We start from the raw sequence: 24,366 nt of genomic DNA, 5'->3' as shown, positions 1-24,366 counted from the left end.
CTCACTTTGGAGGTACACCATGAAAAAGTTGATCGGTATCTACACCAGCCCGCGCGCCCATTGGGTCGGCGACGGCTTTCCGGTGCGCACGCTGTTTTCCTACGATTCGATGGGCAAACACATCAGCCCATTCCTGCTGCTGGACCACGCCGGCCCGGCGGATTTCACCCCGACCGAGCAACGTCGTGGCGTCGGGCAACACCCGCATCGCGGCTTTGAAACCGTGACCATCGTCTATGACGGTGAAGTCGAGCACCGTGATTCCACCGGCGCCGGCGGCAAGATCGGCCCTGGTGACGTGCAATGGATGACGGCCGCCAAGGGCATCCTGCACGAAGAGTTCCATTCCGAAGCCTTTGCCCGCAGCGGCGGGGTGATGGAGATGGTGCAACTGTGGGTCAACCTGCCGGCCAAGGACAAAATGGCCGACGCGGGCTACCAGACGATTGTCGACGGTGACATCCCGGTACTGCCGCTGCCCGACGACGCCGGGCACCTGCGCCTGATCGCCGGTGAGTTTGCCGGCTCCCGTGGGCCTGCACGCACCTTCACCCCGATCGACGTGTGGGACCTGCGCCTCAACGCCGGCAAACCCGTGACATTGGCGCTGCACGCAGGACGCAACACCGCCCTGGTGATCCTCAGCGGCACGCTGTTGATCAACGGCGAAGAGGTTGCGCGGCCAGGCCAATTGGCGTTGTTCGAGCGTGACGGCAGCCAGCTCACCCTGGAGTCCAATGACGACGCCAAGGTGCTGCTGCTCAGCGGCGAGCCCATCGACGAACCGATCGTCGGCCACGGCCCGTTCGTGATGAACACCGAGCAGGAAATCCATCAGGCGTTTGCGGATTTCCACTCGGGCAAGTTCGGGCAGATGCACGCCTGACGACCCGCTGCAAAACCCTGTGGGAGCTGGCTTGCCGGCGATAGCATCAGCGCGGTGTAACGCATACACCGAGGCGCCTGCATCGCCGGCAAGCCAGCGCCCACATTTTGTTTCCAGCGTTCCGATTTCATGCGATCTTCCCGTCATTCGCCCTGGAGTCGCCTGGATGCCCTCATTTATCGCTGATCACCCGATGTTATGCGCCGTGGCGCTGATCTTTATCGACATCGCCGTGTGGCGCCTGATCTCCGCCAACCTCGCCAACTGGAAGCTTGCCGCGCGCCTGGCGATCTTCGCGGTGTTCAGCGCCGTGCTGTTCAACGACGGCATGAACCCCATGCAACTCGCGCCCTACACCGACAACACCGCCTTGCACCTGGCCGCCATGGCCTTGCAGATCGGCTGGTGGCTGTTTGCGGCGCGCACGCTGACGGTGTTGCTGGGCACCGTGATGATGCAACGGGTCGGGCATACCGGGCGGTTGTTGCAGGATTTGATGGGCGCGGTGATTTTCCTGATCGCGATCATCGCCGCGATGGCCTACGTGCTCGACCTGCCGGTCAAAGGCGTGCTCGCCACGTCCGGGGCGGTGGCGATCATTGTCGGCCTGGCCTTGCAAAGCACCTTGAGCGATGTGTTTTCCGGGATCGTCCTCAACACCACCAAGCCCTATCAGATCGATGACTGGATCTCGATTGACGGCACCGAAGGCCGCGTCACCGATATCGACTGGCGCGCCACGCGCCTGCAAACCTCCCAGGGCAGCATGGCGGTGATCCCCAACTCGCTGGCGGCCAAGGCCAAGATCATCAATTTCTCGCGCCCGGCGGACATGTTCGGCCTCGCGGTAAGCCTGCAGGTCAGCCCCCATGCACGCCCGCAAACCGTGATCGAAGCACTCGAGCGCGCAATGCAGGGCTGCCGGCCGCTGCTGGCGACGCCCGCGCCGAGCGTCGCGTTCAAGACCTCCGCCAGTGGCGGCGTCGAGTATGAAATCAGCGGGTTCGTGCCGGCCATGGCCCTCAAGCGCGAGGTGCGCAACCAGCTCTACGATCTGGCGTTCCGGCACTTGCAGGCTGCGGGCGTGGGGTTGCTGTCGGCCACGGAAAGCGGCGCGCCGCCGGCCATGTCCGCCGCGCGGGCGTTGCTGGAGCGTTCGTCGATTTTCTCGACCTTGCGCCAGGAAGAGAAAGACACCTTCAGCCAGAACATGACCCTGCACACTTACCGCGCCGGCGAGATGATCCTGCCGGCCGGGGAGGTCAGCGATCATTTGTTTATCGTCGAGTCGGGGGTGGTCTCGGTGATGCTGACCAAGGGCGGGCGCAAATTCGAAGCCGGGCGCATGGGCCCGGGCGAAGTGATTGGCGAGGCGGGGATCCTGTCGGATGAGGCCGCGTTGGCCGACTTTTCGGCGAAGACCTTCTGCACCCTGTACCGCATCGAGAAGGAATACTTGAAGCCGTGCCTGGACGCGCGCCATGACATCAGCGAAGCCATGAAGGCGCTGCTGGATTTCCGCGTCCACGCCGCGCAGGCCTTGACCCAGGAGGCGCCGGTGGTGCCGGCCAAGAAGGGCTTCCTGCAGTGGCTGCGCCAACGCGGCCTGTGAGGTGTAAAACCGACTAACCTGCGTTTTTCGCACGTTACCCCGCGCAATAAATCGTTTGTCCAACGGCTGGCCGATGACAAAACTGCATGTCACTCGGATAACAACAACGTTGGGCGAACCACATGCAACTCGAGCGCAATTTTTTCAACGGTCACTTTGTCGAACCTGCCAGCGATGCCCTGATCGCCGTGTATAACCCGGCCACTGCAACCGTGGTCGGCCATGTCAGTGCCGCCACCGCCGATGAGGCGATTGCCGCCGTCGATGCCGCGGCTGTCGCGCAGAAAACCTGGGGCAAACTCACCAGCATCGAACGCGCCGAACACCTGCGGGCATTCGCCGATGCCCTGGATGCCTGCGCCGAGGCCATCGGCACTGCGCTGGCCAGCGAGTCGGGCAAAAGCCTCAGCGACGCCAGCAACGAAGCGCGCTACGCCGCGCAGATCACCCGCTACCACGCCGAATGGGCGCGGCGCATCGAAGGCGAGATCATCCCCAGCGATACCCCGGACGAAAACCTGTTCCTGCAACGCGAGCCGATTGGCGTCGTCGCCTGCCTGATCCCGTTCAACTACCCGGTCTATACCCTGTTGCGCAAAATCGCCCCGGCGCTGATCGCCGGCAATACCGTGGTGGTGCGCCCGAGCAACAACACCCCGCTGTCGGCATTTGCGATTGCCAGGGCAGTGGTCAAGGCCGGGATTCCAGCCGGGGTGATCAACATCCTGACCATGGACCACGCCACCGCCGCCAGCGTCTGCACGCACAAGGCGGTCGGGCTGATTACGCTCACCGGCAGTGTGAATGCCGGGCGCATCGTGCTGGACTACTGCAAGGCCAATATTGCCAAGCCGTCCCTGGAATTGGGCGGCAAGACCCCGGCGATCATCGAGGCGGACGCCGACCTGGAAACCGCCGCCAGCGCCATCGTCGCCTCAAAGACCACCCACTGCGGCCAGCTGTGCACGGCGGTTGAGCGCGTGTACGTGCACGAAGCCGTCTACGACCGCTTCCTCGCCTTGCTCAAAGCCAGGATCAGCGCGGTGAAATTCGGCGACCGCGCCCAGGATCCCAGCCTGATGGGGCCACTGGTCAATGCCAGCGCGCAAAAGACTATCCATGCCATGGTCGAGCGCGCCGTCGCCGCCGGTGCTGTACTGGAAAGCGGCGGTGTACTGCCAGACGGCCCGGGGCATTTCTACCCGCCGACCTTGCTCAGCGGTTGCCGCCAGGACATGGAGATCATCCAGGAGGAAATCTTCGGCCCGGTGCTGCCGGTGCTCAAGTACCGTGACATCGACGAAGCCCTGGCGATGGCCAACGACCATCAGTTCGGCCTGTCATCGGTGCTCTATACCGAGAACTACCGCACGGCAATGAAGGTGGCGAATGCCATCGAGGCCGGCGAGTTGTACGTCAATCGCACCCCGGCGGACCCGTACCAGGGCTTCCACGCCGGTTGGAAACGCTCAGGGCTGGGCGGCGATGACGGTAAGCACGGGATGCTTGAGTTCACCCAGACCCGCCTGGTGGTCATGAAGTACTAGCCAAGCAGCTACAAGTGTTGAGCTGCAAGCTCCAAGTCAAGGCGTGCAAGGTTTACTGGCCGCCTGAAGCTTGAGGCTGGCAGCTGCCTCTATAAAAACAATTATCAGGGCATCCACACTGTGGGTGCCCGAGGTCATCAAGATGTCCAAGCCTGCACCCGTTGCCCCGGGTTTCGCTGCCGTGCCCGCGGCAAAAAACAGCGACACTGCCAGTCGCTACTTCCAATTGATGTTGCTGGTTCTCGCCGCCGGAGCGATCTACCCGATCCTCTACCTGCGCCAGGTCTACCAGACCACCATGCTCGACGTATTCCAGATCAATCACAGTCAACTGGGCTACCTGTACTCGATGCTCGGCACGATCTTTCTGCTCAGCTACCTGCCCAGCGGCTGGCTGGCGGACCGGCTGCCGCCGCGCTTCCTGATCTTTTTCTCACTGGTCGCCACCGGTGCGCTGGGCCTGTGGTACTCCAGCGTGCCGTCCATGACCGGCCTGATGATCATCTTCGGCTGCTGGGGCCTGACCACCGGCCTGACGTTCTGGGCCTCGGTGCTCAAGCGCGTGAAGATGATTGCCCACCACAGCGAGCAGGGCCGCTTCTTCGGCATCCTCGATGGCGGTCGCGGCCTGGTGGAAGCGCTGCTGGCGACCGTGGCCCTGGGCCTGTTCGCCTTTGCCACCGAAACCCGGGGCGAGTCGGCGGGCGAGGGCTTCAAGCATGTGGTGTACCTGTATTCCTTCACCTGCATCGCCATCGGCTGTGTGCTGGTGCTGTTGAAAGACCCGAAATCCATGGCTGAAACGCCAGCGGTCGAGAAGGGCAAGTTCAACCTGATCGCCGACCTGGCGACCCTGGTGAAGATCCCCGAGCTGTGCCTGGTCACCGCGATTGTGTTCTGCGGCTACCACATGTTCTGGGCCACCTACAGCTTCTCGGACTACCTGCAAGGCAGCGGCATGACCGCCGTGATGGCCGGTACCATCACCACCATCAAGCTGTGGATGCGCCCCATCGGCGGCATCGGCGGCGGCTGGCTGGGTGACAAGTTCTCGAATATCTCGGTACTGATCGTCGCGCTGGCCCTGGTAACCCTGGCCATGCTCGGGCTGATCGTGTTCCCGGCCTTCAACAGCCTGGGCCTGCTGATCGGTACGGTGATCTTCATCGGCCTGATGACCTACGCGATTCGCGGCCTGTACTGGGCCATCCTCGACAGCTGCGACATCCCGCTGCGCATCACTGGTCTGGCCATCGGCATTGTCTCGGTGGTGGGGTACCTGCCGGACACCTTTATCCCGCTGATCAACGGCTATCTGACCGACACCTACCCAGGCAAGGCCGGCTACAACCTGTATTTCGGCTACATCGCCTTCATCGGCGTGCTCGGCACCCTTGCGGCCCTGACCCTGCGCGCCCGAATCAACCGTAAAAAATTCAACCAGACAGGTGCCTGAGATGAAAATCGTCGCCCTTGAAACCCATATCGTTGCCGTCCCGCCGCCGCACATCGGTGGCATGTACTGGCTGTTCGTCAAACTCAAGACCGACTGCGGCATCGAAGGTGTCGGCGAGATCTACGCCGCGACGTTCGGCCCCAAGGCCATGCTGCCGATCATCGAGGATGTGTTCGAACGCTACCTGCTCGACCATGACCCGCACCATATCGAGCGCTTCTTCCGCCAGGCCTACTCGAGCGGTTTCACCCAGCGCCCGGACCTGACCATGATGGGCGTGGTCAGCGGCCTGGAGATGGCCTGCTGGGACATCATCGGCAAGGCCGCCAACAAGCCGGTCTACGAGCTGCTGGGCGGCAAGGTCAACGAGCGCCTGCGTTCCTACACCTACCTGTACCCGGTCAATAGCAAAGGCGAGTACGACTACGACGATCCGGACCTGGCCGCCGAATGCGCCATCGACAACATGAACAAAGGCTTCACCGCCGTGAAGTTCGACCCGGCCGGCCCTTACACCGCGTACTCCGGCCACCAGATTTCGCTGGAAGTGCTGGAACGCTGCGAGACGTTCTGCCGCAAGATCCGCGAAGCGGTGGGCGACAAATGCGACCTGCTGTTCGGCACCCACGGGCAGATGGTGCCGTCGTCGGCAATCCGCCTGGCCAAGCGCCTGGAAAAATACGACCCGCTGTGGTTCGAAGAGCCAGTGCCACCGGGCCAGGAAGACGCCATGGCCCAAGTCGCGGCCAAGACCAGCATCCCGATTGCCACCGGCGAACGGCTGACCACCAAGTATGAATTCTTCAAGCTGCTGCAGGCCGGCGGCGCGTCGATCCTGCAGATGAACGTGGCGCGCTGCGGCGGGCTGCTCGAAGCCAAGAAAATCGCGAGCATGGCCGAGGCCTACTACGCGCAGATCGCGCCGCACCTGTACAACGGGCCGATTGGCGCGGCGGCGAGTTTCCAGCTGGCGACCTGCACGCCGAACTTCCTGATCCAGGAAAGCATCATGACCTGGGGCGGCTTCCACGCCGAAGTGCTGACCAAGCCGCTGCAATGGGAGGACGGCTACATCATCCCGTCCACCGAGCCGGGCCTGGGCGTGGAACTGAACATGGACGTGGTGCGCAAACACACGCCGTACAGCGGTCAGCGCCTGCACCTGCAAATGGCGCCGACGCCGGCTGACGTCAAAGACACTTCGCCCGCCAAGGGCTAAAAAAACGACTTACGCGGTAACCGTGAATGACATATGACTACATCATCGCCGGCGCTGGCGCCGCAGGTTGCATCCTCGCCAACCGGCTGTCCGCCTCGGGTGAATACTCGGTGTTGCTGCTCGAAGCCGGCGGCAAGGACAGCTCCTGGTGGTTCAAGATCCCGGTCGGATTCGCCAAGATGTATTACAACCCGACCTTCAACTGGATGTATTACAGCCAGCCGCAAAAGCAGTTGGCCGGGCGCGAAATCTACGCGCCACGCGGCAAGGTGCAGGGCGGCTCGGGCTCGATCAACGCGATGATCTACGTGCGCGGCCAGGCCCATGACTTCAATGACTGGGCCGCGAACGGCAACGACGGCTGGGGCTTTGCGGACGTGCTGCCGTACTTTCGCAAACTGGAGAATCATCCGCTGGGCGACACCGAGTACCACGGCGGCAGCGGCCCCATCAGCATCACGCCGATGAAGGGCCAGACCCACCCGATCTGCGACGTGTTCCTCAAGGGCTGCGAACAGCTCGGCTACGCCCACAGCGACGACTTCAACGGCCCGCACTTCGAAGGCGCCGGCCTGTATGACGTCAACACCCGCAACGGCGAACGCTGCTCCAGCAGCTTTGCGCACCTGCACCCGGCGCTCGGCCGGCCGAACCTGACGGTGGAGCTGCATGCACTGGTCGACCGCGTGCTGTTCGACGACCAGCAGCGCGCCACCGGCATTGCCGTCACCCAGCACGGCGTGGCGCGCACCTTCAGCGCGCGCAAGGAAGTGATCCTGTGCGCCGGTGCAGTGGACACGCCGAAGATCCTGCAATTGTCCGGCGTTGCCGACCGGCACCTGCTGGCCGAGCATGCGATCCCGCTGGTCAAGCACCTGCCGGCGGTGGGCGAGAACCTGCAGGACCACCTGTGCGCGAGCTACTACTACAAGGCCAATATCCCGACCCTGAACGACGAACTCAGTTCGCTGTTCGGCCAGTTAAAACTGGGCCTCAAGTACCTGCTGACCCGCAAGGGCGCGCTGGCCATGAGCGTGAACCAGGCGGGCGGATTCTTTCGCGGCAACGAGGCGCAGAAGGACCCGAACCTGCAGCTGTACTTCAATCCGCTGTCGTACCAGATCCCTAAAAACAACAAGGCCAGCCTCAAGCCCGAGCCGTATTCCGGCTTCCTGCTGTGCTTCAACCCGTGCCGGCCCACCAGCCGCGGCACCATTCGTATCGCCTCGAAAAACCCACGGGACGCGGCACTGATCGACCCCAACTACCTGAGCACCGAGAAGGACATCGACGAGGTGATCCAGGGCAGCCGGTTGATGCGCAAGATCATGCAGGCGCCCGCGCTCAAGGGCATCACCGTGGCCGAAGTATTGCCCGGCGATGCGGTGCAGACCGATGAGCAGATGCTGCAGTACTTCCGCGAAAACAGCGGCTCGATCTACCACCTGTGCGGCTCCTGCGCCATGGGCTCGGACCCGCAGGTGTCGGTGGTCGACAAACGCTTGAAAGTGCACGGCCTGCAGGGCTTGCGCGTCGTCGATGCATCGATCTTCCCCAACGTGACCTCGGGCAACACCCACGCGGCGGTGCTGATGGTGGCAGAGAAGGGCGCTGACTTGATTCTTGAGGATGCTCGCTAACCCTGGGCGCTAACGATCACGCGGGGCACCCGGCAGTCGCGGTGCTCTCGCGTTTTTCGCCGGCAAGCCAGCTCCTACGACATACGCATTCCCCTGTAGGAGCCGGCTTGCCGACGATGGTCGTTAACGATTACGCGGTGTTCCTGGATTTTTACCGTGCTACCAACCGCGCAGGCGTTCCCAGACCTGCACGTCACCGTTTTCCAGCACTGCGCTGTAGCTGTCGAACTGAGTGCCGGTGGCGCAGGCATGGTTGGGCAGGATGCGCAGGCGGGTACCCAGCGGGAACTGCGCGACCACATCCACTTTCTTGCCTTGGAACTGTGCCACCCCGTGTTCCTGGTTGGCACCGCTCAACAGCAACCCATCTATCGGCTCACCGGTTTCGGTACACACCTGGCCGTAGCCGAAATCCCGCTTCTGCGCCTGGGTGCCGCGATCGCGGCTCATGGCCATCCAGCCAGCGTCGGTAATGATCCAGCCTTTTTCCGGCTGGTGGCCGATCACGGTGGTCAGCACGCTCAGGGCCAGCTCATCGAGGTGGCATACGCCGATGTTGTGCATCACCAAGTCAAAGAACGCGTAGACCCCGGCGCGCAGTTCGGTCACGCCCTCCAGGCTGACGGCCGACAGCGCCGTAGGGGTTGAGCCGACACTGACCTGCGCACACGGCATCCCGGCCGCACGAATACGTTCGGCCGCCGCAACGCAGCGTGCGCGCTCCAGTTCGGCGATCGCCTGCAAGGCTTGCGGCGTGTCCAGGCCGTAGCTTTCGCCGGCATGGGTGAGTACGCCGGCCAGGCTGGTACCGAGCAGGCGGGCAATCTCCAGCAGGCGCGGGTCCTGCGGTTTAACCCCGGAGCGGTGGCCGTCGCAATCGATCTCGATCATCACCGCAAAGGTCTCGGCGTGTAGCCGGCCGAAATCAACGATGGCCTTGGAGCCGGCGAGGCTGTCGGTGATCAACGTCAGCGCGCACCCCTCGCGGCGCAACGCCAACGCCTGGGGCAGTTTGTGCGGTGCCATGGCCACCGCGTAGAGAATGTCGCGGATGCCTTGGGCGAAAAAATACTCGGCTTCCTTCAAGGTCGATACCGTAATGCCGGTGGCCCCGGCGGCGATTTGCGCGGCCACCACTTCAGCACATTTGTGGGTTTTGACATGCGGCCGCAACTGCACGCCCAAGGTGCTGGCGCGCCCCTGCATACGTTGGATATTGCGCTGCATGCGGGTCACATCCAGCAAGGCGGTCGGGGTATCCATGGGTCACACTCCAAAAGGTAAATTGACGGTCTATCCAGTACTGGATATGTTGTCTGAATGAAAAAACACACTCCCGAACAAGTGGCCTTGATCAGCCAGCTCGAACAGATTGCCGAAGGCCTGAGCAAGACCTTCAGCCCGTTTTGCGAGGTCGTGCTGCACGACCTGCGCGACCCGCAGCACGCAATCATGGCCATCCACAACAACCTTTCCGGGCGACAGCCGGGGGACCCGGCGACGGAGCTGGGGTTGGCGAGGATTGCCGATCCCGAATACCCGCAGGTGATTGCCAACTACCAGAACCAGTTCAGCGACGGTCGTCAGGTCAAGAGCACGTCCATCGGTATCAAAGACTCCACCGGCAAATACGTGGCGGCCTTGTGCATGAACGTCGACCTCTCGTTGTTCCGTGGCTTGCAGGGCATGCTGGAGCAATTCGGCTCGGTCAGCGGCGACCGGCCTGCCGAGTCCCTCGACCCCTCTGGTGCCGATGCCATACGCGCCCGCATCGACCAGTTCGCCGCACGCCTGGCCACCACGCCGCGCGCGCTCAAGGCCGCCGATCGGCGCTTGCTGATGCAAGAGCTGAAAGACGCCGGCGTGATGGACATTCGACGGGCCATGGAAACGGTTGCCTCGCATCTGGGTGTTTCGCGGGCGGCGGTCTACACCTACGCCAAATGAACTACGCCGAGCGCGCCACGGCTTCGATTTCAATCAAGTAGCCGTGGTGCAGTTCCGGCACCGGTACCACCGCACGGGCAGGACGGTGATCCCCCAGGGCGGCGGCGTACAAGGCGTCGAACGCCGGCCAGTGCTTCACGCCCACCACATACACCGTGACTTTCACCAGGTCCTCGGGCACGCCACCGGCCGCCCGCAGGATCGCCAATAGATTCTCCAGGGCGACTTGCGCCTGGCGTGCAAACGGCGCCTGCGTGTTGTGCTGTCCGTCCGGGCTCACCGGCAATTGGCCGGAGATATACAGCGAACCCAGATGGCTCACGGCCTGCGAGTAGTGCCCGGCAGGGGCCGATGCAGTGGGCGTATAGTGGATCTTCATGGTCGGCAGTTCTCACACAGGGGAAGGAAGAGGAGCGGATTGTTCATCGGTTGCGCTGTTGCCGATCACCGCCGTGGCCACGCCGCAACCAAAGACGTTGGTGGCGGTGCGGCCCATGTCCAGGATCGGGTCCACCGCCAGGATCAGCAGCAAGCCGGCTTCCGGCAGGCCCACCATCGGCAGGCCGGCGGCGAGTACCACCAGTGAGCCGCGTGCGACGCCGGCGGTGCCTTTGCTGATCACCAGCAGGGTCAGCAGGATCATCACCTGGTGGCCAAAGCTCATCTCGATGCCATACGCCTGGGCGATGAACATCACGATAAACGCCTGATACATCATCGAACCGTCGAGGTTGAACGAGTAGCCCAGGGGCAGCACGAAGCTGTTGATACGCTTGGGCGAGCCGAAGCTGTCCAGTGCGGCGATGGTCTTGGGGTAGGCGGCTTCACTGCTGGCCGTGGAGAACGCCAGCAACACCGGGCTGCGCAGCAACTTCAGCAGGTGCTTGAACCGTGTGCCCAGCGCCAGGAAACCCACACCGCCGATCACCAGCCAGAGCACCGCCAGGCCTAAGTAGAACTGTGCGATCAACTTGCCAAAGCTGACTACCATGCCCAGGCCGTACAGGCTGATGGTGGCGGCAATCGCGGCAAATACCGCCAGCGGCGCGATGACCATCACGTACTCGGTGATGCGGAACATGACCTGGGTCAGCTCTTCGAGCACCTGCAGGATCGGCGATTTCGTCTGGCCCTTGACGAATGCCAGGGCGGCACCGAAGAACAGCGAAAACACGACGATCTGCAGCACCTCATTGTTGCCCATGGCCTCGACGATGCTGCGCGGGAACACATGGGACAAAAAGCCCGACAGGTTCAACGTGGCGGTATTCAAACCGCTGCTGCCGTTGGTGGCTACGCTGAGGCCGAGGCCCGCGCCGGGCTGGAACACGTTGGCCAGCACCAGGCCGATCAACAGCGACACCACCGACGCGATCAGGAACCAGGCCATCGCCTTGAACCCGACACGGCCGATGGAACCACTGTCGGCCATGCTCGCCACCCCGCCGATCAGAGTCGCCAGCACCAGCGGCGCAATAACCATCTTGATCAAGCGTAAAAATACATCGGTGACCATGCTCAAGTAGCCTGCGATGGCCTTGGCTGCTTCGGCGTCCAATTGGGCGTGCAGCACGGCGCCCACCAGCACGCCAAGGAGGATCGCAATCACGATGGCCCGGGCCAGGTAACGGTTTTTCATAAGCACCTCTTGTTGTTATGCCCCGGGAAATACCCGGGGCGTTTTTATCGGCGGCAGAAATTGCAGGCAGCAGGAACCCGTGTGGCCAGCGCGCTCGCCACAATCGGTGTTGAGTATTTTTTTTGTTGGAAGGCTCAGCCCTGGAGCAGGCCTGCGTACTTCTCGATATCGACGTTGCCGCCGGTGACGATGACCCCTACGCGCTGGCCGCGGAACTGCTCCTTGAGCTTGCGCAACGCCGCGAGTCCCAGGCAGCCAGTAGGCTCCACGACCATTTTCATGCGCTGCATGAAGAACCTCATCGAGGCTGCCAACTCGGCATCCGAGACGGTGAGGATATCGGTGACGTGCTCGCGGATGATCGGGAAGGTGTAGTTGCCCAGGTGCTGGGTCTGGGCGCCATCGGCAATGGTCGCGGGGGTATCGATATGCACGATGCTGCCGGTCTGAAACGAGCGCTGGCCGTCATTCCCGGCTTCGGGCTCGACCCCGTACAACAGGCAATCGGGCGACAGCGCGCGGGTGGCCAGCGCTGTCCCGGAGAGCATGCCGCCACCGCCGAGGCCGACAAACAGGACGTCCAGTGGGCCGGTAAATTCCAGCAGCTCCTTGGCGGCGGTGCCCTGGCCGGCCAGCACGTCCGGGTGATCGTAGGAGGGGATCAGGGTCATGCCGTGCTGCTCGGCCAGGGTGCGGCCGATCTGTTCACGGTCTTCGCTGATGCGGTCGTAAAACACCACGGTGGCGCCGTATTCCCGCGTGGCGGCGACCTTGGCGGCAGGGGCGTCGGTGGGCATTACGATGGTTGCCGGCATCTGCAACAGACGCGCGGCCAAGGCGATGCCCTGGGCATGATTGCCGGAGGAAAACGCCACCACTCCGGCCTGGCGCTGCTGCTCATCAAAGCGCGAAAGCGCATTGAATGCCCCGCGAAACTTGAAGGAGCCGGTGCGTTGCAGGTTTTCGCACTTGATGAACACCTGGGCGCCTACCTCGGCATCCAACGTGCGCGAGGTGAACACCGGTGTGCGGTTGGCAAAGCCCTCCAGGCGTTCGGCGGCGTTGATCACGTCATGGTAAGAAGACGATTGCATGGAAAGGACCTCTGAAAATGAACCGAGCACGGGTGGACTGCATTTGTTGTCTGGATAAAATATCCAGAACTATACAAAATGTAAAGTCTTCCGTTGCCGCGGTCTTCAGTGCCCGACCAATTCTTCCAGCAACTGCTCCTTGTAGCCCTGCAACACCGGCGAGGCGCGGTCGCGCGGGTGCGGCAGGTCGACCTGGATTTCATGCTTGATCCGCCCCGGATGGGCATCCATCACGATCACCCGGTCGCCCAGGTACAGCGCTTCTTCGATGTCGTGGGTGACCATGATCACCGTGCAACGCTGCTGTACCCAGATGCGTTGCAATTCACGCTGCAGGTGCACGCGGGTCAGGGCATCGAGGGCGCCGAGGGGCTCGTCCAGCAGCAACACCTTGGGCTTGTTGATCAACGCCCGGGCAATGGCCGCGCGCTGGGCCATGCCGCCCGAAAGCTGGTGCGGGTAGGCATTTTCAAAGCCGCTGAGGTTGACCAGGGCGATATGTTCGGCGACCTGGCGATCTTTTTCGGCCGCGGGCAGCGCGTGGTTTTTCAGCGCCAGGGCGATGTTCTGGCTGACGGTCATCCACGGGAACAGTCGGTGGTCCTGGAACACGATGCCGCGCTCCAGGCTGGTGGACGCGATGCGTTTACCGTCGAGCAGGATGTCACCTTCGTATTCGGCTTCCAGCCCGACGATCAGGCGCAGCAAGGTGGATTTGCCGCAGCCGCTGGCGCCGACGATGCTGACGAATTCACCCGGGCGTACGTCGAGGTGGATGTCCTGCAGCACCGGCAAGGCGCGGCCTTCGATTCGATAGGCTTTGTTCAAGCCGCGAATCTGCAGGGCGCCGGTCTGCACGTGTTGATGAAGGGAAGCGTGGGCGATTGCATTCATATCGAGGCCTTTCAACGGAGGTTGCGCCAGCGCAGCAGGTGGCGGCTCAGCAGGGTGAACAACAGGGTCATCAGGTAGCCGAGCAAGCCGATGCACAGCACGCTGAGCACGATGACTTCCATGCGCGAGCCGGCCTCGGCGTTCATCATCAGGTTGCCCAGGCCGGCACCCGAGGACAGGAACAGCTCACTGCCGATCGCCGTTACCCAGGCAAACGCCAGCGCATGCAGGACACCGGTGGCGATGCTCGGCAAGGCTGCCGGCAACAGCACCTGGGTAAATTGCTGCAGCGGGGTGAGGACCAGCACCTGGCCGACTTCGCGGTAGCGGCGCTCGACGTGGCTGAAGCCCTGGTAAGTGTTGAGTACCATCGGGTAAAACGCCGCCAGGCTGACGATCAGCACTTTGGAGAACTCGCCATTGCCGAACCACATGGCAATCAGCGGGATCCAGCCGAGCATCGGCACCTGGCGAATCGCATGGAACAACGGGCCGATCAAGCGGTTGGCCACGCTGGACAGCGCCATCAGCACCCCCAGCGTCACCCCGAACAGAATGCCCAGGGCCAGGCCACTGCTGGTGCGCGCCAGGCTCGCCAGCAGGTTGACCAGCAGTTCGCCGTTGCCAAGCATCTCCAGCAACGCCGAGCCAATTGCCGACAATGGCACGAACGCATACGCGCCGGCGGCGTCCTGGCGAGAGGCATATTCCCAGGCGAGGATCAGCAGCAGCGGCAGCAACAGCCCACGGGCTTTTTTCAATACAGGCAGCATCGGAACTCCTAGCGGGTTTGCCAGCGGAACAGGCGTTGTTCGATGCGGCGAAAGGCATAGTCGAGGGTAAAACCGATCACTCCGGTGACCACCACGCCGACCATCACCACGTCGATGCGCAGCATCTGCCGCGCCATCTCGATCATCTGGCCCAGGCCACTGTCGGCGGCCAGCAATTCAGTGGCCACCAGCACCACCCAGGCGCGGGTCAGGCTGATGCGAAAGCCGGTGATGATCGGCGGCGCCGCAGCGGGCAGGGCCACCAGGCGCACAAAAGTCGGCCAGCGCAGGCGATACACGTCCGCCACTTCGAAATAGCTGCGCGGGATGCCCCGTACACCTTCGCCAGCGGCCAGTGCCACCGGGAAGAACGCGGTCTTGGCGACGATGATGATCTTGAAGGTTTCGTCGATGCCGAACAGCAGCACGAACATCGGGATCAAGGCGATGCTGGGGATCTGGCGCAGGGTATGAAACAGCGGGCCGCAATACGCCTCGACGTTTTTCGACAGCGCCATCAGCACGCCGAAGGCCAACCCGCACAGCGAGCCGATGCCAAAGCCGAGGCCCAGGCGCGACAGACTGTTGCCGAGGTGTTCGAGCAGCTCGCCACTGGCCAGCAGGTCTTCGAAGGTCTGCAGCACCTGGGCGGGCGGTACCAGCAGGTTGCGCGGGAAAATCCCGAGGTGGGCCACCAGCGTCCAGACGGCCAGCAGGGCCACGGGTGAGATAAGCCAGGTGAGGTATCGAAGCAGGCGCATGGCAAGTCTTAATTCAGCTGAATACCCAGCAGCTATCGCAAGACATGTGCCACATCACTGAATCTCCCAGTAGGTGCTGGCTTGGCGGCGATGGGCCCTTCAGGTGTGCGCATTTGCGCAGGACATCATCGCCGGCAAGCCGGGCTCCTACAGGGGGAGGTCGCTGGGAAATGGTGATCGGGTGCTGCTGGAGCAGCACCCACTCAGCAGTCTTCTCAGAAGTCGTAGCTCACACTGGTGTAGTAGAACGCACCCTGCGCGCCTTCCGGGCTGGTGATCGAGTACTTGGGCACGCCATACAGCTGCGCGCCGTCAGCCTTGTCCGGGTGCGAGTCGAACAGGTTGATCGCGCCCACCGAGACCTTCACGCCCTTGTGGAAGGTGTAGGACAGGTCCAGGTCAGTCACCCATTGCGGGCTGTAGGTCTGGTCGAGGTTGGGGTTGGTGGCGTTGAGGCTTTTCCACTCGCCGTAGCGGCGCTGGGCAATGGTCAGCCCCCAGTTTTCATACAGCCAGTTGGCGCTCAGGGTCAGCTTGTTTTGCGGGGTGCCATCTTCGATCAGGCCCTGGGTATTGCGCCCGATGATTTGCGAGCCCTTGATATTGCCGACGTCGCGCAAGCCGGTGATGGTGGTGTTGTTCTGCGCAAAACCACTGCTCAGGTTCAGGCGGCCCCATTGCTGCAGGTCCCACTGGTAGTTGCCGGTCAACTCGACGCCGTCGGTGCGGGTGTCGGCCACGTTGGTGTAGAACGCCGCGCTCTGGATATTCGCGTAGGGCGTGCCGGCGAAGATCGGCGAGACCACGCTGGCGGGCAATTGGTCGGAGAGGGTGATGCGGTTATTGATGTTGATCCGGTAGGCGTCCACCGTCACCGAGGCATTTTCCAGTGGGCGCCACACCAGGCCCAGGGAGTAGTTGGTCGACTCCTCGGGCTTGAGCGCCTTGCCGCCGAGTGCCTGGGCCTCCGGGCTATTGGCACGCAGGGTGCGTTGCTGCACCTCGACGTAGTTGCCGCTGCCCGGCGGTTGCTCCACCACCTGCACGCTGAATGAGGACATGCCGCTCTGCACCAGCGACGGCGCGCGGTAGCCGGTACTGGCGGTGGCCCGGGCGGCGATCTGTGGGGTGAAGTCATAGCGCAGCGACAGCTTGCCGTTGGTGGTGTCGCCAAAGTCCGAATAGTGCTCGGTGCGCACCGCCACGCCGGCCTGGAATTTCTCGGTGATCTGGCCTTCGACGTCGATGTAGGCACCGAGCACCTTGCGGTCCAGCGAGGCCGCATCGACCTGGGTGATGCCCGAGTAATAGCCCGGAATGCGCCGCCCGGTGATCGGGTCGATGGTGTTGAACAGCGGCCCGTTCTGCCAGCCGGCGGCTTCGCCCGCGCTCAACTGGTAGTTTTCCTTGCGCCAGGCCAGGCCCGCCGACAGGGTCAGCGGCTTGAACAGCAGGTCGGTGGGGAAGTCGCGCACCCAGTCCAGGGTCAGGTTGGTCTGGTCGTTTTCGCGCTTGCCGGTGTAGATCGACGACGGGCTGTTCACCCCATAGCTGGGGTTGATCGCATTGCGGTCAGCGGACTCGAGTGTGTTGTTGCCATGGTTCAGGGCCAGGTCGAACTTGCCCAGTTGGTCGTTCTCGAAGCGCAGGCCGCCGGTGACCGCGTAGTCTTCCAGGCTGTAGCGGGTGATCGGCAAGCGACCGTCCGGGTAACGCTGCAACGCGGTGCTGCCGTAGTTGTTGCGCAGGGTGGTCGGCGGGTCGAAGAAGCCTTCGGCGTCGGTGTTCTTGTGGGCATAGGTGGCAAAGCCATAGGCGGTCAGGCCCTCGCCGACGCCGATCTCGCTGTTGGCGACAACATTGTACTGGTCCGAGACATTGCCCGCGCCCCAGCGCCAGGTGCGGTAGCGGTTGTTCTGCTCGCGGGGCGTGTTGACGCTGGTGTCGCCGGGGTAAAAGATCCGGTTGTCGGGGTTGGTATCGCTGGCCGGGTCTTGGCTGCCGGCGTCGAAACTCAGGGTCAGGAAACCGTCGTTGGGCAACGCGAAACCCTTCCAGCCGCTGAGCTTGCGCTGGATGCCGTCGCCCTTGTCGTAGCCGCCGAAGCGGTAGCCGAGGTTGCCGCCGTCATCGTTTTCCTTGAGCACAATATTGATCACCCCGGCGATTGCATCCGAGCCGTACTGAGCGGCGGCGCCGTCGCGCAGGATCTCGACGCGCTGGATCGCGCTCAGTGGGATCAGGCTCAAATCCACCGCCGCTGCGCCACGCCCGTTCACCAGGCTCTGGCGGGTGATGTTGGCGCTGCTGTGGCGGCGCTTGCCATTGACCAGCACCAGCACCTGGTCCGAGGCCAGGCCACGCAACGAGGCGCCTTGGGCGATGGAACCGGCGAAGGCGCCCTGCGGCGACTGTGGGAAGTTGAACGATGGCGACAGGGCGGTGAGGGCACCGGACAAATCGGTGGCGCCGGTCTGTTGCAATTGCTCGCCGGAGAGCACGTCCACCGGTGCCGCGCTTTGCAGGGCGGTCAGGTCGCTGCGCCGGGTGCCGAGAACCACCACGGTGTCGAGGTGATCGTTTTTTGCGGTCGGTTGGGTCTCGTCTGCCGCGACGACGGGCAGGGCAAGGCTGCCCATGACCAGCGCGATGGCGCCGGCCAACGGAGTACGTTGGAACATGGAAGTGGTCCTTTCAACAATAGAATGACTGGATAGTGGCGATGGCGGGCCGGGTGTCGTGGCTCAAGCAATGGGGGCCAGTTGTGGGCGCTGGCAAGCCAGTTCCCACATTGATCCTGCTAGGCGGATAAATACCCCCCCAGCCTCTGGCTTAGAAGCGGCTGGTCACGCTCAGGCCCACGGTGCGCGGGTCGCCATAGGTGATCACGTATTGGCCGAGGCCACCGTTGGGCCGGCCATGCACTTGGTAGCGGCGATCGGTGAGGTTGTTCACGAACCCGGTGACGCTGAGTTTTTCATCCGCGCTGTACCAGGTCAGGCGGCTGTTGGCCAAGGTGTAGTGCGCTTGGCTCAAGTCCTTGTCGGCGCTGCTCTGGCGGTCGGCGAGAAAGTATTCCTTGTCACGAAAACTCACGTCGGCACCGGCCACCAGCTTGCCGCCGATCTCCAGCGGGAAGGTGTAGTCGCCACCCAGCGATACCACGTTGCGCGGTGAACGCACGAAGCTGTTGCCGCTGTAGTCGCCGGTGACCGCGCCCGTGGTCGGGTTGGTGTTCTTGAAGTCGGTGTACTCGGTATCGAGGAACGACACCGCCGCGCGCAGGTGCAGGTAGTCGGTCGGCTGGCCTTCGAGTTCCAGCTCGGCGCCCTTGACCTTGCCCTTGGCGCCGTTGGTCAGCGCCGTGGTCAGCACGCCGTTGTTGACCGTCAGCAGGTTGACCTGAATGTCCGAGTAGTCGTAGTAGAAGATGTTCGCGTTGGCCGTGAGGCGGTGGTTGAACCACTCGGACTTGACGCCGAATTCATACGCGTCGAGTTGTTCCGGGTCCACCGTGGTCAACTGCGACAGGCTGGTCGACAGCCCGGTGTTGAAGCCGCCGGACCGGAAGCCGTGGGCATAGCGCAAGAACACCCGCACGTTGTCGTTGATGCGGTATTCCGGGGTCAGGTCGTAGGTCCAGGCCTCCCAGGTCTTGTTTTCCTGGCGATTGCCGTTGCTGCCGGCAGCGGCCAGCGGGATCAGCGGGCCGTTGGCGGTGGCGCGGGTCAGCTGCGCGAGGTTGAGGTCGATGTCTTTCTTTTCCTGGGTCCAGCGCAGGCCACCGGTCACGCTGAAGTTGTCGGTGAAATCGTAGGTCAGGTTGCCGAACAGCGCGTAGCTGTCGGTCTTGTGGTCATAGCTCAGGTCACGAAAGTCCGTGGCGCCGTTGATCTGGTTGGAGCCGGTGCCGTTCGGTGTCGGGCCAGGCTGGATAAACCGCCCGGCGCTGCTGTCGAGGTCTTCGTGGAAGTAATGGGCGCCGGCCAGCCAGCGCAGGGTTTCCTGCTGGGGCGAGGCCAGGCGGATTTCCTGTGAATACTGGGTGTATTTGTTGTCGGCGGTGGACGTGCCGTTGACCTCGTACGGGGTGTAGTCGGCGTCGCTGCTGGACTGGCCGCGAATGTAGTCGTAGGCCGTGATCGACGTCAGCGTGTAGTCGCCCAGGTGCCAGTTGAGCGTCAGCGAGGTGCCGTCGTGGTCGAGCTTGGAATCGTCCTTCACGTTCAGCGCGATATTGCGCCCCAGAGGGCGCTGGTAGCCGACGTTGTAGTAACGGCCCAGGGTCAGCGCACCGTTGGCACCATCGCCCTTGAACTCGCGGGCGTGGATCTTCCACAACGCGTCGAGGTCATCATTGAGCTGGGCGAAGAATTGCAGGCGCACGGCCTTTTTATTCACGTCGCCGTAGGTGTGATCGTCCACCAGGTTCTTCTGGAAACCGTCGCGTTCCTCGGAGTACAGCGAGATCCGCGCGGCGAGTTTTTCATCCACCAGGGCACCGCCCAGGGCGCCACTGAGGATGCGTTCGTTCTTGCTGCCAAAGCCGATAGTGCCGAACCCGTCGGTGTCGAAGGTCGGCTTCTTGGAGATGATGTTCACCGCACCCGCGGTGGTGTTCTTGCCGTACAACGTGCCCTGTGGTCCGCGCAGGATCTCGATGCGCTCCAGGTCCCAGAGCGGCCCGCCGCCGGCAATCGGCGCGTTCAGGTAGACGTCATCGGCATAGATGCCCACCGGGTAGACGGTCGCTGCGCCGGTATCGCCGGTGCCCAGCCCGCGGATGTACCAGCGCGGCCGCCCGTCACCGTCCGGGTTCTTCGCCGAGGCGTTGGGAATGAAGGTGGTGATGTCGCCCATATTGCGTACGCCGTCGGCGACCAGGGTGGTGCCCTGGACCGCCGACACGGCCACCGGAACCTCTTGCAGGGTTTCCTCGCGGTGCTGTGCGGTGACGGTGACGGTCTTGAGTGACGGCTCGGTTTTAGTGGTGTCTTCTTCAGCGGCGTGCGCGCCACCGGCGACCAGTAAAGCCAGCCATAAGCCCTTGGTGATTGGATTGATTTTATGCATTGCAGTCTCCCCCGGAAAAGTGTCCTTGAAGGGGGTAGAGCAGAGATCGTGCCAAGAGGATTTCAGTGTTGATACAAGCGCATAAGATGTTGAATCTAAACACTAAAAAAACATATTTTGGTGGAAATAGGCAGGCGAAAAAAGTCCTCGGGACAGGCCTGTGGAACAATCAGCAGAAAGTGCTTGGCGGGTGCTGCTGGAGCAGCAGGAGAGGTGTTGCCAGGACAACACAATTGGCCCTGGTTTCAGCGGATTTGTGGAAGCCCGGCTTGTCGAATCGTCGCAGCTCGGCGATGGCGTCATCGAGATCGCCATCGCCGGTGCGAGGGTTACACGGCGACGCGAGAGGTGGAACCGATGACTTTTTCCAGCACGCTGAAATCGATCCAATCGCGCACATCAAAACGGCGTGGGATGAAGTTCCAGCGGAACAGGAAATCGGTGAAGTCCTGCAGTGCTTCAATCGAGCGGGAGTCGAGGGTCGTGCGCAGACGCCGATGCGCGTCCTCGCCATACGCCGCCGTGACCCAGTACTCGCTGGTATTGAGTTCCTTGGCGAGAAAGCGCCGGGTTTCGTCCGGGTTGGCCCAGGCCCACTGCTCGGTGCGCAACACCGTGTCGACGATCTTCACGCTGGCATCGAAGTGTTCCTGCAGCAGGTGGATATCCACCGTAAGCGTGCGGGGCGTGCCGTTGTTGGAGCGGATCAGCGGGTCCGGGTGCGAACCGGTGTCGACCACCACATGCAGGCCGAACTCGTTGGCCAGATGCACGGCATGCGCGCCCTTGAGGAAGATCGCGTCGATGTCGCCGCGCAGCAGGCCGATCAGCTCGTTGTTGCGCCGGCTGAAACGGCTGACGCCCAGGCTGACTTCCGGCCCATAGACGTAGGAGGTCTGGTTGTCGCTGTAGGTGCCGCCGTAGGGGTAGTCCACCAGCTCCACATCCGAGACCTCCAGGCCTTCGAGCTTGAGCGCATTTTCCAGCCCGCGCAGCGCCTGGGCACGGGTGAAGTCGATTTGCACGTTGGCCCATTTCGGCAGGCCGAAGCGCCGGTTCTTCAGGTCGCGCACGCTCTTCACGCCGCTTTCGGCGGTGGTCAGGATCAACTGCACTTCATCACTCCACGACAGCCCCAGCACGCGGGTTTCGACGCCGCTGGCATAGGCCCAGATCGCCGGGATATTGCCGCCGTGGCGCACCGAATTCTGCAGGTGATGGTCATAGTGCGCTTCACGCACTTCGCGCTCGGTGGACTCGCGCAGCGATTGGATATTGGTGCCATAGGGCAGGAAGGCTTCGGCGAGTCGCCCGGACTGCACCGCAATGCCGAGCCCGGTGGGCACCGGGCTATGGGTGTACCAGAGAGTATCGAGTGGTTTGCTCATAAAATTCTTCGTTCCAATCCATGAAGTCTTCTGTGGGCGCCTGGCTGGGTGGCGATGGCGTCCGCAAACACGCTATCGCCGGCGAGCCGGCTCCTACAGGGGTTAGCCGGCGAGTGCGGTGTTGCCTTGGAGCAGCGCCTGCAACGGCCGCGCGTCAATCCATTCGCGCACATCGAAGCTTTGCGGGATAAAGCGCCACCGGTGCAGGAAGTGAGTGAAGTCCTGCAAGGCTGCAATGGCTTGTTCATCCAGCCCGGTACGCAGGCGCAGGTGGGCATCGTCGCCATAGGCGGCGGTCACCCAGTATTCGCTGCTGTTGGTTTCCCGCGCGAGGTAGCGCCGGGTGTCTTCCGGGTGGGTGTGCGCCCACTGCTCGGCACGCAGCACGGAGTCGAGGATGCCGGTGGCCACGTCAAAATGCTGGTCCAGCAGGTTCAGGTCGACCGCCAGGGTGCGCGGGGTGCCATTGTTGCTGCGGATCAGCGGGTCGGGGTGAGCGCCGGTGTCGATCACCGTGTGCAGGCCGAAATCATGCGCGTGCTGCGCCGCGCTGGCGCCTTTGAGGAAGATCGCGTCGACTTCGCCGCGCAGCAGGCCGATCAGCTCCAGGTTGCGTCCAGTCGTCTGCGCAGTCACCGGTGTGCCGGCCACGTTGCGCACTGCGCTGTCGCTGAAGGTGCCGCCGTATTGAAAGTTCTTCAGCTTGACGTCGCCGACCTTCAGGCCTTCCAGCGACAGGGCGTTTTCCAGGCCACGCAGGGCCTGGGCGCGGGTAAAGTCGATCTGCGCGCCGACCCAGTCCGGCAGGCCGAAGGTACGACCCTTGAGGTCCTTGACGGTCTTGATGCCGCTGTCCTGGCGGGTCAGGATCAATTGCACTTCGTCCGCCCAGGACAGGCCGATCACACGGGTTTCACGGCCTTGGGCGCGGGCCCAGATTGCCGGGATATTGCCACCGTGGCGCACGGAATTCTGCAGGGTGTGGTCGAAGTGCGACTCGCGCACGGCCTTGTCATTCGACTCGCGCAGCGACTGCACCTCGGTGCCGAGGGCACCGACAGTGTCTTGCAGCCAGCCTTTTTGCACGGCAATGCCCAGGCCGGTCGGCACAGGACAACGGGTGTACCACAGGGTGTCGAGAGGTTGCGTCATCAAAGGGGCTCCCCCAGCGTTCAGGCGCTGGCTTTCAAAGGTTGGACGGCCGGGCGTTGGTGCACCAGCGGCAAGACTTCCTGGCCAATGCGCAGGGCCTCTTCCAGGTGCGGATTGCCGGCGAGGATAAAGGTCGAGAAACCGGCGTCGCGGTATTCCACCAGGCGCTCGGCGATGTTTTCGTGGCTGCCCACCAGGCCCACGGTCGGGCCCGGCTTGGCCTTGGCAAAACCGGCCCAGAGGTTGGGACCGATGATCAGGTCATCAAAGCGGTCGACGTTCTGGTGGTAGGCGGTTTGCCGGGCGGCACCGACCGAGTCCGAGCCGCTGGTAAAGCCCTTGGCCACGGCACTGGTCTTGCCATCGAGCTTGTCGAACTGGCGGCGCAGGTCCTTCCAGGCCAACTCTTCGGTTTCGCGGGCGAACAGGTCGACACGCAGTCCGAAACGCACGGTACGCCCCTGTTTATCGGCCAGTTCGCGCACCCGGTCGATGTGCGGCTTGAGCTTGTCGATCGGCTCGGCCCAGTTCAGGTAGACGTCGGCATGTCGGGCGGCCACACCCAGCGCGGCTTCGGAGAACCCCGAGAAATACACCCCCGGCTTGCGTTCGTTGTGCAGGCCGGCGGGCAGCGAGCCGTTTTCCAGTTGGTAGATATCGCCGTCATAGGAGAATTTCTGGTTTTCCCAGAGGCCCTGGATGATGTCGAGGAACTCGCCGGTGCGCTTGTAGCGCAGGTCATGTTCGAGAAAGTCGCCGTTGGCGCGTTGGCTGGCCGGGTTGCCGCCGGTGATGATGTTCCACTCCAGGCGACCACGGCTGAGGTTCTGCAGGATCGCGGCTTGCTGCGCGGCATAGGCGGGCAGGGTCCAGGTGGCCTGGAAGGCGATCAGGAACTTGATGCGCCGGGTTTCCCGCGCGAGTGCCGCGGCGGCAATCCACGGCTCGGGGCCGGTGGGTAGCAGTGCGCCTTCGAAGCCTGCGAGTTCGGCGGCCTTGGCCACCTGGGCGATGTAGTCGATGTAGGTGAAGTCATCGGGCTCGCCATTCGGCAGGCGGCCGGGGGCGATATGGCCGGGGCGGTAGTCCGGGTTGCCCCGGTTGTGCTTGTCGGTGGTCAGCTGCGGGCCGTCGGTGCCCAATGGCAGGCGCCAGAAAAATTCAGTGCTCATGGGTGCTCCTGATTTCAGTCGTGCAAGGTGCGTGGACCTGATTGAGGGGATGTGTGCAACGGGCATGCCATTGGGGTTGGGGGGTAATGGTTGCGGGGGGTTGGGGGGGATTT

The 24,366-nt window shown here is 63.1% G+C and carries 19 protein-coding genes; 7 read left to right on the top strand and 12 right to left on the bottom strand.

Annotation, left to right across the window (positions count from 1 at the left end; genetic code table 11):
• Positions 1 to 19 precede the first annotated feature (19 nt).
• From QMX97_RS16090 to QMX97_RS16065, 6 genes are all read left to right on the top strand, one after another.
• Positions 20 to 886 carry a pirin family protein gene (locus tag QMX97_RS16090; protein ID WP_065909908.1) on the top strand — a complete coding sequence of 289 codons (867 nt, stop codon included), beginning with the start codon at positions 20 to 22 and terminating at the stop codon, positions 884 to 886.
• A 166-nt stretch (positions 887 to 1,052) separates the two neighbouring features.
• Positions 1,053 to 2,498 (top strand): mechanosensitive ion channel family protein, encoded by a 1,446-nt coding sequence (locus QMX97_RS16085; RefSeq protein ID WP_282397236.1) that lies wholly within the window; start codon positions 1,053 to 1,055, stop codon positions 2,496 to 2,498.
• Positions 2,499 to 2,620: 122 nt separating this feature from the next.
• Positions 2,621 to 4,045, top strand: a complete 1,425-nt coding sequence (aldA, locus tag QMX97_RS16080; protein WP_213554559.1) for an aldehyde dehydrogenase — start codon at positions 2,621 to 2,623, stop codon at positions 4,043 to 4,045.
• Positions 4,046 to 4,187: 142 nt separating this feature from the next.
• Positions 4,188 to 5,501 carry an MFS transporter gene (locus QMX97_RS16075; RefSeq protein ID WP_282397235.1) on the top strand — a complete coding sequence of 438 codons (1,314 nt, stop codon included), beginning with the start codon at positions 4,188 to 4,190 and terminating at the stop codon, positions 5,499 to 5,501.
• Between the two features lies 1 nt (position 5,502).
• Positions 5,503 to 6,720: a mandelate racemase/muconate lactonizing enzyme family protein gene (locus QMX97_RS16070; RefSeq protein WP_065909902.1), complete on the top strand. Its 1,218-nt coding sequence runs from the start codon at positions 5,503 to 5,505 to the stop codon at positions 6,718 to 6,720.
• Positions 6,721 to 6,746: 26 nt separating this feature from the next.
• A complete protein-coding gene (locus QMX97_RS16065; RefSeq protein ID WP_282397234.1) occupies positions 6,747 to 8,360 on the top strand; it encodes a GMC family oxidoreductase N-terminal domain-containing protein in 1,614 nt (537 codons plus the stop codon).
• A 159-nt stretch (positions 8,361 to 8,519) separates the two neighbouring features.
• On the opposite strand, the gene QMX97_RS16060 is transcribed toward QMX97_RS16065, so the two are convergent.
• Positions 8,520 to 9,623, bottom strand: coding sequence for a DSD1 family PLP-dependent enzyme (locus tag QMX97_RS16060; RefSeq protein WP_282397233.1), 1,104 nt, complete (start codon positions 9,621 to 9,623; stop codon positions 8,520 to 8,522).
• Positions 9,624 to 9,680: 57 nt separating this feature from the next.
• Here QMX97_RS16060 and QMX97_RS16055 point away from each other — a divergent pair, with 57 nt between their 5' ends.
• The gene (locus QMX97_RS16055; protein WP_120448449.1) at positions 9,681 to 10,307 is read left to right on the top strand and encodes a PAS domain-containing protein; all 627 of its coding nucleotides are present in this window, start codon (positions 9,681 to 9,683) and stop codon (positions 10,305 to 10,307) included.
• Between the two features lies 1 nt (position 10,308).
• Here the strand turns inward: QMX97_RS16055 and QMX97_RS16050 are convergent, their stop codons facing one another.
• The 11 genes from QMX97_RS16050 to QMX97_RS16000 all read right to left on the bottom strand — a co-directional run bounded on the left by QMX97_RS16050 (position 10,309) and on the right by QMX97_RS16000 (position 24,253).
• On the bottom strand, positions 10,309 to 10,686 hold the full coding sequence (locus tag QMX97_RS16050; protein WP_120448450.1) for a RidA family protein: 378 nt from the start codon (positions 10,684 to 10,686) through the stop codon (positions 10,309 to 10,311).
• Positions 10,687 to 10,698: 12 nt separating this feature from the next.
• Entirely contained in the window at positions 10,699 to 11,946 is a 1,248-nt protein-coding gene (locus QMX97_RS16045) for a dicarboxylate/amino acid:cation symporter (RefSeq protein WP_282397232.1), read from the bottom strand.
• A 134-nt stretch (positions 11,947 to 12,080) separates the two neighbouring features.
• Positions 12,081 to 13,040 carry a threo-3-hydroxy-L-aspartate ammonia-lyase gene (locus QMX97_RS16040; RefSeq protein WP_282397231.1) on the bottom strand — a complete coding sequence of 320 codons (960 nt, stop codon included), beginning with the start codon at positions 13,038 to 13,040 and terminating at the stop codon, positions 12,081 to 12,083.
• 105 nt (positions 13,041 to 13,145) lie between these two features.
• Positions 13,146 to 13,934 carry an ABC transporter ATP-binding protein gene (locus tag QMX97_RS16035; protein WP_065909916.1) on the bottom strand — a complete coding sequence of 263 codons (789 nt, stop codon included), beginning with the start codon at positions 13,932 to 13,934 and terminating at the stop codon, positions 13,146 to 13,148.
• Positions 13,935 to 13,945: 11 nt separating this feature from the next.
• Complete coding sequence (locus tag QMX97_RS16030) at positions 13,946 to 14,707, bottom strand: ABC transporter permease (RefSeq protein WP_106804076.1); 762 nt, start codon at positions 14,705 to 14,707, stop codon at positions 13,946 to 13,948.
• Between the two features lie 8 nt (positions 14,708 to 14,715).
• Positions 14,716 to 15,468, bottom strand: coding sequence for an ABC transporter permease (locus QMX97_RS16025; RefSeq protein WP_120448455.1), 753 nt, complete (start codon positions 15,466 to 15,468; stop codon positions 14,716 to 14,718).
• Between the two features lie 215 nt (positions 15,469 to 15,683).
• The gene (locus QMX97_RS16020) at positions 15,684 to 18,149 is read right to left on the bottom strand and encodes a TonB-dependent receptor (protein ID WP_282397230.1); all 2,466 of its coding nucleotides are present in this window, start codon (positions 18,147 to 18,149) and stop codon (positions 15,684 to 15,686) included.
• Between the two features lie 151 nt (positions 18,150 to 18,300).
• A complete protein-coding gene (locus tag QMX97_RS16015) occupies positions 18,301 to 20,541 on the bottom strand; it encodes a TonB-dependent receptor (protein ID WP_282397229.1) in 2,241 nt (746 codons plus the stop codon).
• Between the two features lie 329 nt (positions 20,542 to 20,870).
• Entirely contained in the window at positions 20,871 to 21,929 is a 1,059-nt protein-coding gene (locus QMX97_RS16010) for an ABC transporter substrate-binding protein (RefSeq protein WP_065909890.1), read from the bottom strand.
• A 102-nt stretch (positions 21,930 to 22,031) separates the two neighbouring features.
• On the bottom strand, positions 22,032 to 23,081 hold the full coding sequence (locus QMX97_RS16005) for an ABC transporter substrate-binding protein (protein ID WP_065909885.1): 1,050 nt from the start codon (positions 23,079 to 23,081) through the stop codon (positions 22,032 to 22,034).
• Between the two features lie 20 nt (positions 23,082 to 23,101).
• The gene (locus QMX97_RS16000; protein ID WP_065909883.1) at positions 23,102 to 24,253 is read right to left on the bottom strand and encodes an LLM class flavin-dependent oxidoreductase; all 1,152 of its coding nucleotides are present in this window, start codon (positions 24,251 to 24,253) and stop codon (positions 23,102 to 23,104) included.
• Positions 24,254 to 24,366 lie beyond the last annotated feature (113 nt).

Source organism: Pseudomonas sp. PS01298 (assembly GCF_029959745.1).
In the GTDB taxonomy this organism is placed as follows: domain Bacteria; phylum Pseudomonadota; class Gammaproteobacteria; order Pseudomonadales; family Pseudomonadaceae; genus Aquipseudomonas; species Aquipseudomonas aylmerensis.
Note: the sequence above shows the minus strand (reverse complement) of the source record. Positions and strands in the feature narration are given on the sequence as shown.